The sequence below is a fragment of the Paraburkholderia sp. JPY465 genome (genome assembly GCF_050436725.1).
In the GTDB taxonomy this organism is placed as follows: Bacteria; Pseudomonadota; Gammaproteobacteria; order Burkholderiales; family Burkholderiaceae; genus Paraburkholderia; species Paraburkholderia youngii.
In genome coordinates this window covers 2,368,569-2,384,204 of record NZ_JBNDMT010000003.1, presented here as the reverse complement: position 1 = coordinate 2,384,204, position 15,636 = coordinate 2,368,569, and the positions used below count along the sequence as shown (strand labels likewise).

Sequence of the window (15,636 nt, the reverse complement as noted above, 5' to 3'; positions counted from 1 at the left end):
GCCAATACCTACATCAGCACAATATCGTACTGCTCCTGACTCAAATTCGACTCCACCTGCAACGACACCGGCTTGCCGATGAAATCGATCAGCATCGCCAGATGCTGCGATTCTTCCTCGAGAAACAGATCGATCACCTGCTGCGAAGCGACCACGCGAAACTCGCGCGGATTGAACTGCCGTGACTCGCGCAAAATCTCGCGCAACACGTCATAACACACCGTGCGCGCGGTCTTCACTTGCCCCTTGCCCTGGCAAACCGGGCACGGTTCGCACAGCACATGCGCGAGCGAGTCACGCGTACGCTTGCGTGTCATCTCGACGAGCCCGAGCTGCGAGAAGCCGTTGACGGTCACCCGCGTGCGATCGCGCGACAACGCCTTCTTCAATTCTCCTAGCACCTGATCGCGATGCTCGACGTTTTCCATATCGATGAAATCGATGATGATCACGCCGCCCAGGTTGCGCAGCCGCAGTTGCCGCGCGATCGTATGCGCGGCCTCGAGGTTGGTCTTGAAGATCGTGTCGTCGAAGTTGCGCGCGCCGACGTAACCGCCGGTGTTCACATCGATCGTCGTCATCGCCTCGGTCTGGTCGATCACGAGGTAGCCGCCCGACTTCAGGTCCACGCGACGCGACAGCGCGCGCTGAATCTCGGCCTCGATGTTGTACAGATCGAATAGCGGCCGCTCGCCGGTGTAGTGGTGCAGCTTCGACGATACCGCCGGCGTGAACTCGGTCGCGAAATCGGCGAGCATCTGATGCGTTTCGCGTGAATCGACCTGAATGCGCGACGTTTCATCGTTGACGAAATCGCGCAGCACGCGCTGCGCGAGATTCAGATCCTGGTAGAGCAGGCTGGTGGGCGGCATGCGCTGCGCCTGCGACAGAATCGTCGCCCACGTCTTGCGCAGATACGCGACGTCGGCGGCGAGTTCTTCGCTCGTCGCATCCTCGGCGATCGTGCGCACGATGTAGCCGCCTTTCTCGTCGGCGGGCAGCACGGCGGTCAGGCGCGCGCGCACGGCCTCGCGCTCGGCTTCGCTTTCGATCTTCTGCGAAATGCCGATGTGCGGTTCCTGCGGCAGATAAACGAGCGTGCGCCCGGCGATGCTCACTTGCGTGGACAGCCGCGCGCCCTTCGTGCCGATCGGGTCCTTGACGACCTGCACCATCAGCGTCTGACCTTCGAAGACGATCTTTTCGATCGGCTGATGCGGTGCCTGGTGTTGTGCTTCGCCGGCGATGCGCGGATGCCAGATGTCGGCGACGTGAAGGAACGCGGCGCGTTCGAGGCCGATGTCGATGAACGCCGATTGCATGCCCGGCAGCACGCGCACGACCTTGCCGAGATAGACATTGCCGACGCGCCCGCGCGACAGCGTTCGTTCGACATGAAGTTCCTGGACGGCGCCCTGTTGAACGAGCGCGACGCGCGTTTCCTGCGGCGTGACATTGATCAGGATTTCTTCATTCATGGTGTTGTTCTAGAAGTCGATGCGCGCTGCACGCAGGAGGGCAGCGGTTTCAAAGAGCGGCAAACCCATGATACCCGAATAGGACCCGTCTATATGCTCGATAAACTCCGCCGCGCGTCCCTGCACGCCATACGCTCCTGCCTTGCCGAGCGGCTCACCGCTCGCCGCATAACGACGCAACGCGTCCGCGTGCACTGCAGCAAAACGCACCTTCGACACCGACAACGCCGCGGGCAGCAGCACGCCGTCGGCATCGATGACGGCGAGCGCGGTCAGCACTTCGTGCGTGCGGCCCGCGAGGCGCGTGAGCATCGCGACCGCATCGTCGGCGTCGATGGGCTTGCCGAGAATCGCGTCGTCGATCGTCACGGTGGTGTCGGCGACGAGGATCGGCCGCACCGCGTGGCCAGCGGCCACGAGACGCGCGCGCGCCGCATGCGCTTTCGCGACGCATACGCGCTGCACGTAGTCGCGCGCGTGTTCGCCGGGCCGTTCGGCTTCGAGCGCTTCGGCGTCTTCGTCGGGGCGCGGCAGCAGCAATTCGAAACGCACGCCGAGCTGTTGCAGCAGCTCCTGGCGGCGCGGACTTTGCGAGGCGAGGTAGACGAACGGATGCAGCGAAGCGGAGGGCGTGGGCATGAACGGGTCTCGATGGAGCGGAAACGGATGGCGTGCGGGAGGTGAAAGCGGATGGCTTGGAAGAGTGGGCGGGGCGAGCTAGATTCGGCGACGCAATCGATGCGCTGAATCCATTCATGGCATAGATGCACAGCGCGTCGGGCGCATCATCGCATGAAGTGGTGGCAATACGCTTAAACGTAGGAGCAGAGCACTGGCGACGTGCCATCAACAACGAACGGTTGCCAGGCGTCGCCGCGCTGGCTCCAGCCCTCACGCGCGATGATACGGGTGATTTTGCGTGATGCTCCACGCACGGTAAAGCTGCTCGGCCAGCAGCACGCGCACCATCGCGTGCGGCAGCGTGAGGCTCGACACGCGCAGCATCATATCGGCGCGCGCCTTCAGCTCGGGATCGAGACCGTCCGCGCCGCCGATCAGAAAGGCCACGTCGCGGCCGTCCTGTTGCCAGCCCGGCAACGCGCCCGCAAGCTGCATCGTGGTCCAGTCCTTGCCGCGTTCGTCGAGCGCGACGATGCGCGCGTTCTTCGGCAACGCGGCTTCGATCTTCTGCCGCTCGGCGGCCATCACGCTTTCGGCGGAACGGCCCGACGAGCGCTGCTCCGGTTTGATCTCGCGCAGCTCGATGCGCAGCTCGGGCGGCATGCGCTTCGCGTATTCGTCGAAGCCGGTCGCGATCCAGTCCGGCATCTTGTGGCCGACGGCGAGGATATGCAGTTTCATTGCAAGGAAAGTGGCGGTGCGCCTGACACGGTTCGCTTACTTGCGGCGCGCGGTGGTCTTGCGCGCTGGCTTCGCGGCGGGCGCTTCCTCTTCTTCCTCGTCGTCGGGCTCGCTTGCGCGCGCGCCGCCGAACGGACTCGGCGTAGACAGCTTGATGCGCACCGGCTTGTCACCCCAGATTTCCTCGAGGTTGTAGTACTGGCGCAGCGCCGGCTGCAGGATGTGGACGATCGCGTCGCCGCAATCGACCAGCACCCATTCGCCGATGTCCTCGCCCTCGGTGCTGACGATCTCGCCGCCGGCTTCCTTCACGCCTTCGCGCACGCTCGACGCGAGCGCCTTGGTTTGCCGGTTCGACGTGCCACTCGCGACGATCACGCGATCGAACAGCGAGGTCAGGTGGCTGGTGTTGAACACTTTGATGTCTTGCGCCTTGACGTCTTCGAGAGCGTCGACGATTACGCGCTGCAGTTTGCGAATATCCATGGAGTTACCGGTGGTACAGATGATGTTGAAGAATATAGTCCCACACCGCGGCGGGGACGTGACTCGTGGCCTGATCCTGGGCGGCGTCGCTCGCACCCGCGTGGACGAGCCGCTGGTTGACCTGCTCGCGCAGATGCGCGCGAATGTCGGTGGCCGAAACGTTGAACGCGAGCGTCGTGTCGATCAGCAGATGGCCGCAGGGCGTGGCCTGCAGCACCTCGGCTTTCGCACGGCGCGCGGCGATTTCCGTGGCCACCGCGGGGGCCACCGACGCGAGGTCGAAGCCGGGCCGCGTGGCCGCGCCGATATGCGCAAGCTCGAACAGGCGCCGCCAGTCGCGCCACGTGTCGAGATGAACCAGTTGATCCGCGCCGATCAGCAGCGTGATCGATGCGTCGTCGCCTTCGCGCTCGCGCCAGCGTTCCAGCGTGTCGACCGTGTAGGTCGCGCCTTCATGCTCGATCTCGTCGGTCGCGACGCGCACCGTCACGCCGGGGATCGCGAGCGACGCGGCCGCCGCGCGCGTCATTGCGAGTCGATGTTCGGCGGGCGATACGTCGGCTTTCTGCCACGGCTGGCCGGCCGGCAGCAGCACCAGTTCGGTCAGCCGCAGCACGTCGGCGAACCGCCGCGCGAGCGCGAGATGGCCGTCGTGGATCGGATCGAAAGTGCCGCCCAGAAGACCAATCCGGCGGGGCAGCGCGACAGGGTGAGCGTTCGGCTTCAGGTGAGGATCCTTTGTCGTGACCGTAAGCGACACGGGTGGCGCGTCACACCCACTCGCGCGGCACGAGGAAATCGCTGTACAAGCGAGCTTCCGGCGTGCCCGGCTCGGGGTGCCAGTTGTAGCGCCAGTTCACCACGGGCGGCATCGACATCAGGATCGATTCGGTGCGTCCGCCGCTCTGCAGCCCAAATAGTGTGCCACGGTCGAAGACCAGATTGAACTCGACGTAGCGCCCGCGCCGGTAGGCCTGGAACGCGCGTTCGGCTTCGCCGTAGGGCGTATTGCGGCGCCGCTCGATGATCGGCAGGTACGCCTTGAGAAAGCCTTCGCCGACGCTTTTGAGCATCGCGAACGATTGCTCGAAGCCCGGCGCCGAGAAATCGTCGAAGAAAATCCCGCCGATGCCGCGCGCCTCGTTGCGGTGCTTCAGGAAGAAATACTCGTCGCACCAGCGCTTGAAGCTCGGGTACAGGTCTGCGCCATACGGCGCGAGCGCGTCGCGGCACACCTGATGGAAATGCCGCGCGTCCTCTTCGTAGCCGTAGTAGGGCGTCAGATCCATGCCGCCGCCGAACCAGAACACCGGCTCTTCGCCTTCCCTGGTCGCAATGAGCAGGCGCACGTTCATGTGAACGGTCGGGCAGTGCGGATTAAGCGGGTGCAGCACGAGCGACACGCCCATCGCCTCGAAACCGCGCCCGGCCAATTGCGGCCGCGCGGCGCTCGCCGAGCCCGGCAGCGCGTCGCCGGCGACGTCCGAGAAGCCGATGCCGGCGCGCTCGAAGAACTGGCCGCCTTCGAGAATCCGCGTGACGCCGCCGCCGCGCAGCTTTTCGCCGGGGCCGCGCTGCCATGCGTCGGTCGCGAAAGCGGTGCCGTCGAAGGCGCCCAGCGTGTCGGCGATGTGCGATTGCAGGCCTTGCAGCCAGCTGCGCACGGCTTGTGCGTCGTAGCTCGAATTGCTCATGAATGCAGGTTCTGAGGGCGGCACGCTCGTCGTGCCGCGGGTTCTTCGAAAGAGGGCGACGGCTGCGTTCGCGCCGGGTTGGCTGCCGGGACGCCCGGATCGCGCATTCGGCTTGCACGGAAGCCGGGAGGCGGATGGGCGAGGCGGCTTGCCGCTCCGGTCGATCCGCGGGCTCCGTGTCCGTCTGTTGCGACGAGCGCGAAAAATGCAGTGTAGCGCGCGTCGCGTCGCGCGCCCGCGGCGCGCTGTCGCGCGCGGGCGCCGCTCGCACGGCGCCCGGCGGTAGCGCTTATTTGCCGTCGTGCTTGCGATTGAGCGCGCGATAGCCGATGTCACGGCGGTATTGCATGCCGTCGAACGCGATCTGGTTGATCGTGTGATACGCGGCCGCCTGCGCGGTGCGCACCGAATCCGCCAGACCGACGACGCACAGCACGCGCCCGCCCGAGGTGGTCAGCTTGCCGTCCGTCAGCGTGGTGCCGGCGTGGAACGTGACCGAATCCGCGGTTTCGGCGGGAATGCCGTTGATGCGGTCGCCCTTCCTCGGCGTGTCCGGATAGTTGTGCGCGGCGAGCACGACGCCGAGCGCGGTGCGGCGGTCCCATTCGAGTTCGACGGTGTCGAGGGTGCCGGCGATCGCGTGTTCGACCACTTTCGAAAAGTCGCCCTTCAGACGCGCCATGATCGGCTGCGTTTCGGGGTCGCCCATCCGGCAGTTGAATTCGAGCGTCTTCGGGTTGCCTTGTGCGTCGATCATCAGGCCCGCGTACAGGAAGCCGGTGTAGCGGATGCCTTCCTTTTCCATGCCGCGCACCGTCGGCAGGATGATTTCGCGCATCACACGCGCATGCAGCTGCGGCGTGACGATCGGCGCGGGCGAGTAGGCGCCCATGCCGCCCGTGTTCGGGCCCTGGTCGCCGTCGAGCAGACGCTTGTGATCCTGGCTCGACGCGAGCGCGAGCACGTGCTTGCCGTCGACCATCACGATGAAGCTCGCTTCCTCGCCGGCGAGGAACTCCTCGATCACGACGCGCGCGCCGGCGTCGCCGAGCTTGTTGTCCGACAGCATCATGTCGACCGCGGCGTGCGCTTCTTCCAGCGTTTGCGCGACCACCACGCCCTTGCCCGCGGCGAGGCCGTCGGCCTTGATCACGATGGGCGCGCCCTTGGCGTCCAGATACGCGTGCGCGGCGGCGACGTCGGCGAAGGTTTCGTACTCGGCCGTCGGGATGCCGTGGCGCTTCATGAACGCCTTGGCGAAATCTTTCGAGCTTTCGAGCTGAGCGGCTTCTTTGGTCGGCCCGAAGATCTTCAGACCGCGCGAGCGGAACAGGTTGACGATGCCTGCCGCGAGCGGCGCTTCCGGCCCGACCAGCGTGAACGCGATCTGTTCTTTTTCGACGAAATCGGCGAGTGCGGCCGGATCGGTGATGTCGACGTTGAGCAGACGCTCATCCTGAGCGGTGCCGCCGTTGCCGGGCGCGACGTAGACGAGCTGGACCCGCGGCGATTGCGCGAGCTTCCATGCCAGCGCATGTTCGCGACCGCCGGAACCGACGACGAGTAACTTCATGTGAATCCCCGAGACTTAAAAACCATAAACGGCCGAGCGCTGTGCTCGGCCGTGCAATAAACCATCAACAGCAAGGGCAAACGATGCGAAGGCCCGGCGCGCCATCACTCGCCGGCGATCGACGCGTTTGTATAGACTTCCTGCACGTCGTCCAGATTTTCCAGCGCGTCGAGCAGCTTCTGCATTTTCACGGCGTCGTCGCCGGTGAATTCGACTTCGGTCTGCGGCTTCATCGTGACTTCGGCCAGTTCGGCCTTGAAGCCCGCGGCTTCGAGAGCAGCCTTCACCTTCGAAAAATCGTGCGGCGGGCACAGCACTTCGATACTGCCGTCCTCGTTGGTCTGGACGTCGTCGGCGCCCGCTTCGAGCGCGGCTTCCATCAGCGCGTCTTCGGCGGTGCCGGGCGCGAACAGGAACTGGCCGACGTGATCGAACATGAACGACACCGAGCCGTCCGTGCCCATGTTGCCGCCGTTCTTCGAGAACGCGTGACGCACTTCCGCGACCGTGCGGGTGCGGTTGTCGGTCATCGTGTCGACGATCACCGCCGCGCCGCCGATGCCGTAGCCTTCGTAGCGGATTTCCTCGTAGTTCGCGCCGTCCGCCCCGCCGACACCGCGCTGGATCGCGCGGTTGATGTTGTCCTTCGGCATGTTGGCGTCGTACGCCTTGTCGACCGCGAGCCGCAGACGCGGGTTCGAGTCGATTTCGCCGCCGCCCAGACGGGCCGCAACCTGGATTTCCTTGATGAGCCGCGTCCAGACCTTGCCGCGCTTGGCATCGGCCGCTGCTTTCTTATGCTTGATGTTGGCCCATTTCGAATGACCCGCCATACTTTTCTCCGTTGCGCGCGCCAGCGGGGCGCACGCATAGTGCAATTGTCGTTGCGATGTCGGGCGCCTCGCGGGTTGCGCCTCGCGTGTCGTGTCCCGATCCCAAACCGTCAGGTGAAAGGCTGCCGGCCGCTCGTGCTCGTTGCTCATGTTCGCCCGTCGGCGGCCACTCCTGCCGCCGATCTCAGCCCGGCCGTTCCCGCGCGTCGTTCCCAGCTTGCCCGCCGGTAGGCGTTCGAGCCGGTTCATACATGAGCCGCGGCCCAAGCGGGGCCGCAGTGCGGCGGCGCGATGGAAGCGGGGCAGCTTGCGCGGCCAGGCGCCGCATGACCTGATGAAGGCGCGGGGCGCCGGTCGAAATTGCAGACGGTGGTGCGAGTGATCGTGCGGGTCGAGCCGCTCATCGAGCGGATTCGAATTTTATCACGCCGCGAGGGTGCGGCAGAGGGGGCCGCGGCGCGAAACCGGCCGCAAATGCAATGAAATCGAAGCGAAAATGAATTAAGGCGGCGCGGATGTGCCATCGGACGGCCGGATGGGGTCGAAAGCGGTCCGCCCTCAGGGCAGCGGCACTGCCGGGCCACCCTGCCGGCCCCTGCGCGTCAGTTCTTCGTGCCGAACAACCGGTCGCCCGCGTCGCCCAGACCCGGCACGATGTACGCATGCTCGTTCAGATGCGAATCGAGCGACGCGACGAACAGCTTGACGTCCGGGTGCGCGTCCTGGAATACCTGGACGCCTTCCGGCGCGGCGACGAGTGCGAGGAACAGGATGTTCTCGGCGGCCACGTTGCGGCGCTTGAGCACATCGACTGCGTGCACGGCCGAGTAGCCGGTCGCGACCATCGGATCGCAGAGAATGAACACGCGATCTTCGAGATCCGGCAGCCGCACCAGGTATTCGACCGGCCGATGATCCTCCGCGCGATACACGCCGATGTGGCCGACGCGCGCCGACGGCACCAGCTCGAGCAGGCCGTCCGACATGCCGACGCCCGCGCGCAGCACCGGCACGATCGCGAGCTTTTTGCCGGCGATCACCGGCGCGTCGATCTCGACCAGCGGCGTGGTGATGCGGCGCGTCGTCATCGGCAGGTTGCGGGTGATTTCGTAGCCCATCAGCAGCGTGATTTCGCGCAGCAACTCGCGGAACGTGCGCGTCGACGTGTCCCGGTCGCGCATGTGCGACAGCTTGTGCTGGATCAGCGGGTGATCGAGGATGAAAAGATTGGGGAAACGGCTGTCCTGGGTCATGGCGGGCTCGCGCGCGGCGGCAAGGTGGATCGGTTCGGCGCGGCCATCCGTTGCGTCCGTCCGCGCGCGAAGCCCGGACGGACGGTGGAAATGTGCGCCACCGCGCAAGTTTACCGAAAGAGTAGCGCCCGGCGATACCTGAGATTGCAGCGACGCGGCACAGTCCGGCACCGATTCTTCTAGAATCTGGGGAAACTTCGCAATGAGGGCATCCACATGGACTTGGGAATCGCAGGACGTACCGCGCTGGTTTGCGCGGCGAGCAAAGGTCTGGGACGCGGCTGCGCGGAAGCGCTCGCCGCCGAGGGCGTCAACCTGACGATCGTCGCGCGCACCGCCGAAACGCTCGAAGCGACCGCCGAGGCGATCCGCAAGCAGAGCGGCGTCGAGGTGAAGACAGTCGCATGCGACATCACCACGCCCGAAGGGCGCGCCGCCGCGCTCGCGGCCTGCCCGCAGCCGGACATTCTCGTCAACAACGCGGGCGGACCGCCGCCGGGCGATTTTAGGAGCTTCACGCACGACGACTGGATTCGCGCGCTCGAAGCCAACATGCTGACGCCGATCGAGCTGATCCGTCAGACCATCGACACGATGAGCGCGCGCGGCTTCGGGCGCATCGTCAACATCACGAGCTCGGCGGTGAAGGCGCCGATCGACGTGCTGGGCCTGTCGAACGGCGCGCGCTCGGGGCTGACCGGTTTCGTCGCGGGTCTCGCGCGCAAGGTCGCGCCGACCGGCGTGACGATCAACAACCTGCTGCCGGGTCTGTTCGATACCGACCGCATCGCGGTCACGTTCGAGGCGCAGGCGAAGACGCACAACATTTCCATCGACGAAGCGCGCAAGCAGCGCATGAAGACGATCCCCGCCGGACGCTTCGGCAATCGCGAAGAATTCGGCCGGGCCTGCGCGTTCCTGTGCAGCACGCATGCTGGCTACATCACCGGGCAGAACTGGCTGATCGACGGCGGCGCTTATCCAGGGACGTACTGAGCCGGTACGTACTGAGCACGCACGTACCGAGCCGCCGCGCGCGAACGGCACGCATGACATCACAACAACGATATTCACAACGGTTTGAGGAGTCTTAAGTCATGAGCACCCGCATTGCGCTGATCGCGCACGATCACAAGAAAGACGACATCGTCAAACTGGCCGGCGAATACGTCGACACGCTCGCGCGCTGCGAGATCGTGGCGACCGGCACGACCGGCGGACGCATTAGCGACGCTCACGGCCTCACGGTCGAGCGCATGTTGTCGGGCCCGCACGGCGGCGATCTGCAGATCGCCGCGCAGCTCGCCGAAGGGCGCGTCGACATGGTGATTTTCCTGCGCGACCCGATGACGCCGCAGCCGCACGAGCCGGACATCAACGCGCTGGTGCGCGCGTGCGACGTGCACAACATTCCGTGCGCGACGAATATTTCGACCGCGCGCATGGTGCTCGACGTGCTGACGCTGCGCATGTCGGGCGAGGCGTGAGCGCGCGCGTCGCCGCACCCACATTTCTACAGATCAAGGAGACATGATGGCCAAGGCAATCCGATTCGACAAAACCGGCGGCCCCGAAGTAATGAAATGGGTCGACGTCGAGGTGGGCGAGCCCGGTGCGGGCGAGATCCGCATTCGCCAGACGGCGGTCGGCCTCAATTACATCGACGTGTATTTCCGCACCGGCCTGTATCCGCTGCCGCTGCCGGGCGGGCTCGGCATGGAGGCGGCCGGCGAGGTCAGCGCGCTCGGCTCGGGCGTGAGCGGTCTGAAGGTGGGCGACCGCGTCGCGTATGTCGCGCGGCCGCCCGGCGCGTATGCGCAGGAGCGCGTGCTGCCGGCCGCGCAGGTCGTCAAGCTGCCCGACGCGATCAGCAACGAGCAGGCCGCATCCGTGATGCTGCAAGGCTTGACCGCGCAGTATCTGCTGCGCCGCACGTATCGGGTGAAGGCCGGCGACACGATCCTGATTCAGGCCGCGGCGGGCGGCGTCGGCCTGCTCGTGTGCCAGTGGGCGAAGGCGCTCGGCGCGACGGTGATCGGCACGGTCGGTTCCGACGAGAAAGCCGAGATCGCCAAAGCGCACGGCTGCGATCACGCGATCGTATATACGCGCGAGAATTTCACGAAGCGCGTACGCGAGATCACCAACGGCGCGGGCGTGCCGGTCGTCTACGATTCGATCGGCAAGGACACCTTTGAAAAGTCGCTCGACTGCCTCGCGCCGCTCGGCCTCTTCGTGAGCTTCGGCAACGCGTCGGGTCCGCTGCCGCCGATCGATTCGTCGGAATTCGCGGGACGCGGTTCGCTGTTCTTTACACGACCGACGCTCTTCACCTATATCGCGAAACGCGCCGATTACGAGGCGATGTCGGCCGAGTTGTTCGACGTGCTGAGCTCGGGCAAGGTCAAGACGAGTATCAATCAGCGCTATGCGCTGCCGGACGTCGGGCAGGCGCATGCCGACCTCGAAGGGCGCCGCACGACGGGCTCGACGATCCTGCTGCCGTAAAGAAACTTCGCGGCCTCCGGCCGCGCTACCCGATCTCCACCAGGGCCGTTTCATCGCGAGATGAAACGGCCTTGTCCGTTTACGCGATTTTTATGGGCACCGCGCAATCTTTGACCAGCCCTTTAGGCGGATCGGCATACCGTTCTACCTATCCAAAATCCGTAAATGGGGAACACAAATGGATGTGTTGTATGTCGGTGGCCTTGCGCTGTTTGCCGTGCTGACCTTTGCGCTGATTGGCGGCTGCGAGAAGCTGATGCAGTTCCGTCGCGGACAGGGAGCACGCTGATGACCTGGATGCTGTGGCTGGCCGGCGCGTCCACCGCGCTGCTGTTCATTTATCTCGTGTATGCGCTGCTGCGCGCGGAGGACATTGAATGAACACGAATGATGTCCTGCAGGCGAGTCTTTTTATCGTCGTGCTACTGGCCGCCGCGGTGCCGGTGGCGAGCTATCTGGGCGCCGTGATGGACGGCAGCTCTCGCGTGGTGCGCTTCTGCGCGCCGCTCGAACGGCTGCTTTACCGTATCGCGGGCGTCGATCCAGCGGCGGAAATGGGCTGGAAGCACTACGCGATCGCCGCGGTCGCGTTCAACGTGCTCGGCGTGGCGTTCCTGTACGTGCTGCTGCGCGTGCAAGGGTGGCTGCCCGGCAATCCGCAGCAGTTCGGCGCGATGTCGGTCGACAGCGCGTTCAACACCGCGGTCAGCTTCGTGTCGAATACCAACTGGCAGGACTACACGCCTGAGCAAACGGTCAGCTATCTGACGCAGATGCTCGGCCTGACCGTGCAGAACTTCCTGTCGGCGGCGACCGGCATCGTCGTCGTGATGGCGCTGATTCGCGGCTTCGCGCGGCATACCGCGCAGACCATCGGCAACTTCTGGGTCGATATCACCCGCGTGACGATGTACGTGCTGCTGCCGATGGCGGCGATCGTCGCGGCACTGCTGATGAGCCAGGGTGTGATCCAGAACTTCAAGGCGTATCAGGACGTGCCGACGCTGCAGACCACCATCTACGCCGCGCCGAAGCTCGACGCGCAAGGCAATCCGGTGAAGGACGCGAAGGGCAATCCGGTAACGGTCGACACGCCCGTGAAGACGCAGACCATCGCGATGGGACCGGTCGCGTCGCAGGAAGCGATCAAGATGCTCGGCACCAACGGCGGCGGCTTCTTCAACGGCAACTCCGCGCATCCGTACGAAAACCCGACGCCGTTCTCGAACTTCGTGCAGATCTTCTCGATCCTGATCATCCCGGCGGCGCTCGCGCTCGTGTTCGGCCGCGTGATCGGCGACCGCCGGCAGGGCGTGGCCGTGCTCGCGGCGATGACGATCGCGTTCGGCGTCTGCGTGTTCGGCGAAATCAGCGCCGAGCAAAGCGGCAATCCCACGTTCACCGCGCTCAACGTCGACCAGTCGGCGAACGTGCTGCAGGCGGGCGGCAATGCGGAGGGCAAGGAAACGCGCTTCGGTATCGCGCAGTCGGGCATCTTCACGGTCGCGACCACGGCGGCTTCGTGCGGAGCGGTCGCCAATACGCACGATTCGTTGACGCCGATCGGCGGCCTATACCCGATGCTGCTGATGCAGCTCGGCGAAGTGATCTTCGGCGGCGTCGGTTCCGGCATGTACGGGATGCTCGTGTTCGCGCTGCTCGCGGTGTTCGTCGCGGGACTGATGATCGGGCGCACTCCTGAATACGTCGGCAAGAAGATCGAGGCGTACGAGATGAAGATGGTGTCGATCGTCGTGCTGCTCACGCCGCTGCTGGTGCTCGTCGGCACCTCGATCGCGGTGCTGACCGACGCCGGCAAGGCGGGCATCGCGAACCCCGGCGCGCACGGCTTCTCCGAAATCCTCTACGCGTTCAGCTCGGCCGCGAACAACAACGGCAGCGCGTTCGCGGGTCTCTCGGTGAATACGCCGTTCTACAACTGGCTCACCGCGATCGCGATGTGGTTCGGCCGTTTCGGCACGATCGTGCCGGTGCTCGCGATCGCCGGCTCGCTCGCCGCGAAGAAGCGCATCGGCGTGACCGGCGGCACGCTGCCGACGCACGGACCGCTGTTCGTCGTGCTGCTGCTCGGCACGGTGCTGCTGGTCGGCGCGCTGACCTACGTCCCGGCGCTCGCGCTCGGTCCCGGCGTCGAGCATCTGATGATGATCGGCGTGCAGTGACGGTTGACGCGGGGGCCGCGATCAACGACTCCCGACGACCGAACCGGCGCTTGCACGCGGCAAGCCTGCAAGCGCACAAGGATATTCGAGGATTCAATGACTGAACATAACGCTACGCGGTCCATGTTCGACCCGGCGCTGCTGCGTCCGGCGATCGTGGACTCCTTCAAAAAGCTCACGCCGCGCACGCAGTTTCGCAACCCGGTGATGTTCTGCGTGTACGTCGGCAGCATTCTGACGACCATTCTGTGGATCGCCGCGCTCGGCGGTCAGGCCGAAGCGCCCGCGGGCTTCATTCTCGCGGTCACGCTATGGCTGTGGTTCACGGTGCTGTTCGCGAACTTCGCGGAGGCGCTCGCCGAAGGCCGCTCGAAAGCGCAGGCCGCGTCGCTGCGCAGCGCGAAGAAAGACGTGATGGCCAAGAAGCTCAACGAGCCGCATCCGAAGTCGCCGATCCGCATCACGACCGCGACCGATCTGCGTAAAGGCGACGTCGTGCTGGTCGAGACCGGCGACGTAATTCCGGCCGACGGCGAAGTGATCGACGGTGTCGCATCGGTCGACGAATCGGCGATCACCGGCGAATCGGCACCGGTGATCCGCGAGTCGGGCGGCGACTTTTCGTCGGTGACGGGCGGCACGCGCGTGCTGTCGGACTGGATCGTCGTGCGCGTCACGGCGAACCCGGGCGAGGCGTTCCTCGATCGCATGATCGCGATGGTCGAAGGCGCGAAGCGTCAGAAGACGCCGAACGAAATCGCGCTGACCATCCTGCTCGTCGCGTTGACGATCGTGATGCTGCTCGCCACCGCGACGCTGCTGCCGTTCTCGATCTTCTCGGTCGAAGCCGCTCACCTGGCCAATTCGGCGGGCCACGTGGTGACGATCACCGCGCTCGTCGCGCTGCTCGTGTGTCTGATCCCGACGACGATCGGCGGCTTGTTGTCGGCGATCGGCGTAGCCGGCATGAGCCGCATGATGCAGGCGAACGTGATCGCGACCTCGGGCCGCGCGGTCGAAGCGGCCGGCGACGTCGACGTGCTGCTGCTCGACAAGACCGGCACGATCACGCTCGGCAACCGCCAGGCGTCGCAGTTCCTGCCCGCGCCGGGTCTCAGCGAAGAAGCGCTTGCCGATGCCGCGCAGTTGTCGTCGCTCGCCGACGAAACGCCGGAAGGCCGCAGCATCGTCGTGCTCGCAAAGCAGCGTTTCAATATCCGCCAGCGCGACATGGCCTCGCTGCACGCGGTGTTTCTCGCGTTCACCGCGCAGACCCGCATGAGCGGGGTCGATCTGTCGCCGCAAGGAACGCCCGCCGGAACGCATGGCCGAGAAATCCGCAAGGGCGCGGCCGATGCGGTCAAGCACTACGTCGAAGCGAACGGCGGCCGTTTCCCGAACGAAGTCAGCAACGCGGTCGCCGAGGTCGCGCGACGCGGCAGCACGCCGCTCGTGGTCGCCGAGAAGGGCGAGCAGGGCGCGCGCGTGCTCGGCGTGATCGAGCTGAAGGACGTCGTGAAGGGCGGCATCAAGGAGCGCTTCGCCGAGCTGCGCAAGATGGGCATCAAGACCGTGATGGTGACGGGCGACAACCGTCTGACCGCCGCCGCGATCGCGGCCGAAGCAGGCGTCGACGACTTCCTCGCCGAAGCGACACCGGAGACGAAGCTCGCGACGATCCGCGCGCACCAGGCCGAAGGGCGTCTGGTCGCGATGACCGGCGACGGCACCAACGACGCGCCCGCGCTCGCGCAGGCCGACGTCGCGGTCGCGATGAACACCGGCACGCAGGCGGCGAAAGAGGCCGGCAACATGGTCGACCTCGATTCGAATCCGACCAAGCTGATCGAGATCGTCGAGATCGGCAAACAGATGCTGATGACGCGCGGTTCGCTAACCACGTTCTCGATCGCCAACGACGTCGCCAAGTACTTCGCGATCATCCCGGCCGCGTTCGCGTCGACGTATCCGGCGCTGAATGCGCTGAACGTGATGCATCTGGCGACACCGACCTCGGCGATCATGTCGGCGGTGATCTTCAACGCGCTGATCATCGTGCTGCTGATTCCTCTTGCGCTTAAGGGCGTGCGCTATCGCGCGCTAGGAGCTGCGATCCTGCTGCGCCGCAATCTGCTGATCTACGGCCTCGGCGGGATCATCGTGCCGTTCATCGGCATCAAGCTGATCGATATGGTGCTCGCCGTGTTCGGCTGGGTTTGAGCGCGCAGCGCGTCGCTACGCGGTAACCAGCATTGATGAAAAGGGA

The 15,636-nt window shown here is 65.4% G+C and carries 16 protein-coding genes; 7 read left to right on the top strand and 9 right to left on the bottom strand.

The window, feature by feature from the left end:
- Nucleotides 1-8: 8 nt before the first annotated feature.
- The 9 genes from rng to upp form a co-directional block, all read right to left on the bottom strand.
- Nucleotides 9-1,478 carry a ribonuclease G gene (gene rng / locus QFZ94_RS25705; RefSeq protein WP_429460434.1) on the bottom strand — a complete coding sequence of 490 codons (1,470 nt, stop codon included), beginning with the start codon at nt 1,476-1,478 and terminating at the stop codon, nt 9-11.
- 9 nt (nt 1,479-1,487) lie between these two features.
- A complete protein-coding gene (locus QFZ94_RS25700; protein ID WP_429460432.1) occupies nt 1,488-2,117 on the bottom strand; it encodes a Maf family protein in 630 nt (209 codons plus the stop codon).
- Nucleotides 2,118-2,369: 252 nt separating this feature from the next.
- Entirely contained in the window at nt 2,370-2,840 is a 471-nt protein-coding gene (gene rlmH, locus QFZ94_RS25695; RefSeq protein ID WP_368586202.1) for a 23S rRNA (pseudouridine(1915)-N(3))-methyltransferase RlmH, read from the bottom strand.
- Nucleotides 2,841-2,876: 36 nt separating this feature from the next.
- Nucleotides 2,877-3,326: a ribosome silencing factor gene (gene rsfS / locus QFZ94_RS25690; RefSeq protein ID WP_410850543.1), complete on the bottom strand. Its 450-nt coding sequence runs from the start codon at nt 3,324-3,326 to the stop codon at nt 2,877-2,879.
- A gap of 4 nt (nt 3,327-3,330) precedes the next feature.
- Nucleotides 3,331-4,086, bottom strand: a complete 756-nt coding sequence (locus QFZ94_RS25685; protein ID WP_429460429.1) for a nicotinate-nucleotide adenylyltransferase — start codon at nt 4,084-4,086, stop codon at nt 3,331-3,333.
- 10 nt (nt 4,087-4,096) lie between these two features.
- Nucleotides 4,097-5,020 carry an oxygen-dependent coproporphyrinogen oxidase gene (hemF, locus tag QFZ94_RS25680; protein WP_368586200.1) on the bottom strand — a complete coding sequence of 308 codons (924 nt, stop codon included), beginning with the start codon at nt 5,018-5,020 and terminating at the stop codon, nt 4,097-4,099.
- Between the two features lie 289 nt (nt 5,021-5,309).
- Nucleotides 5,310-6,593, bottom strand: a complete 1,284-nt coding sequence (gene purD, locus QFZ94_RS25675; protein ID WP_410850542.1) for a phosphoribosylamine--glycine ligase — start codon at nt 6,591-6,593, stop codon at nt 5,310-5,312.
- Nucleotides 6,594-6,697: 104 nt separating this feature from the next.
- Nucleotides 6,698-7,426: a YebC/PmpR family DNA-binding transcriptional regulator gene (locus QFZ94_RS25670; RefSeq protein ID WP_368586198.1), complete on the bottom strand. Its 729-nt coding sequence runs from the start codon at nt 7,424-7,426 to the stop codon at nt 6,698-6,700.
- Nucleotides 7,427-8,028: 602 nt separating this feature from the next.
- Nucleotides 8,029-8,679, bottom strand: coding sequence for a uracil phosphoribosyltransferase (upp, locus tag QFZ94_RS25665; RefSeq protein WP_013088896.1), 651 nt, complete (start codon nt 8,677-8,679; stop codon nt 8,029-8,031).
- Nucleotides 8,680-8,895: 216 nt separating this feature from the next.
- Between upp and QFZ94_RS25660 the strand changes: the two genes are divergently transcribed.
- The 7 genes from QFZ94_RS25660 (at nt 8,896) to kdpB (ending at nt 15,590) form a co-directional block, all read left to right on the top strand.
- On the top strand, nt 8,896-9,675 hold the full coding sequence (locus tag QFZ94_RS25660; RefSeq protein ID WP_429460426.1) for an SDR family oxidoreductase: 780 nt from the start codon (nt 8,896-8,898) through the stop codon (nt 9,673-9,675).
- Nucleotides 9,676-9,776: 101 nt separating this feature from the next.
- Nucleotides 9,777-10,166 (top strand): methylglyoxal synthase, encoded by a 390-nt coding sequence (locus QFZ94_RS25655; RefSeq protein ID WP_429460424.1) that lies wholly within the window; start codon nt 9,777-9,779, stop codon nt 10,164-10,166.
- A gap of 46 nt (nt 10,167-10,212) precedes the next feature.
- On the top strand, nt 10,213-11,187 hold the full coding sequence (locus tag QFZ94_RS25650; RefSeq protein WP_368586195.1) for a quinone oxidoreductase family protein: 975 nt from the start codon (nt 10,213-10,215) through the stop codon (nt 11,185-11,187).
- Between the two features lie 178 nt (nt 11,188-11,365).
- Complete coding sequence (locus QFZ94_RS25645) at nt 11,366-11,476, top strand: potassium ABC transporter ATPase (protein ID WP_176121285.1); 111 nt, start codon at nt 11,366-11,368, stop codon at nt 11,474-11,476.
- Nucleotides 11,476-11,568 carry a K(+)-transporting ATPase subunit F gene (gene kdpF / locus QFZ94_RS25640; RefSeq protein ID WP_085484604.1) on the top strand — a complete coding sequence of 31 codons (93 nt, stop codon included), beginning with the start codon at nt 11,476-11,478 and terminating at the stop codon, nt 11,566-11,568. The genes QFZ94_RS25645 and kdpF overlap by 1 nt, the downstream gene beginning before the upstream one ends.
- Complete coding sequence (gene kdpA / locus QFZ94_RS25635) at nt 11,565-13,370, top strand: potassium-transporting ATPase subunit KdpA (RefSeq protein WP_429460421.1); 1,806 nt, start codon at nt 11,565-11,567, stop codon at nt 13,368-13,370. The genes kdpF and kdpA overlap by 4 nt, the downstream gene beginning before the upstream one ends.
- A 96-nt stretch (nt 13,371-13,466) precedes the next feature.
- A complete protein-coding gene (kdpB, locus tag QFZ94_RS25630) occupies nt 13,467-15,590 on the top strand; it encodes a potassium-transporting ATPase subunit KdpB (RefSeq protein WP_429460419.1) in 2,124 nt (707 codons plus the stop codon).
- Nucleotides 15,591-15,636: the final 46 nt, after the last annotated feature.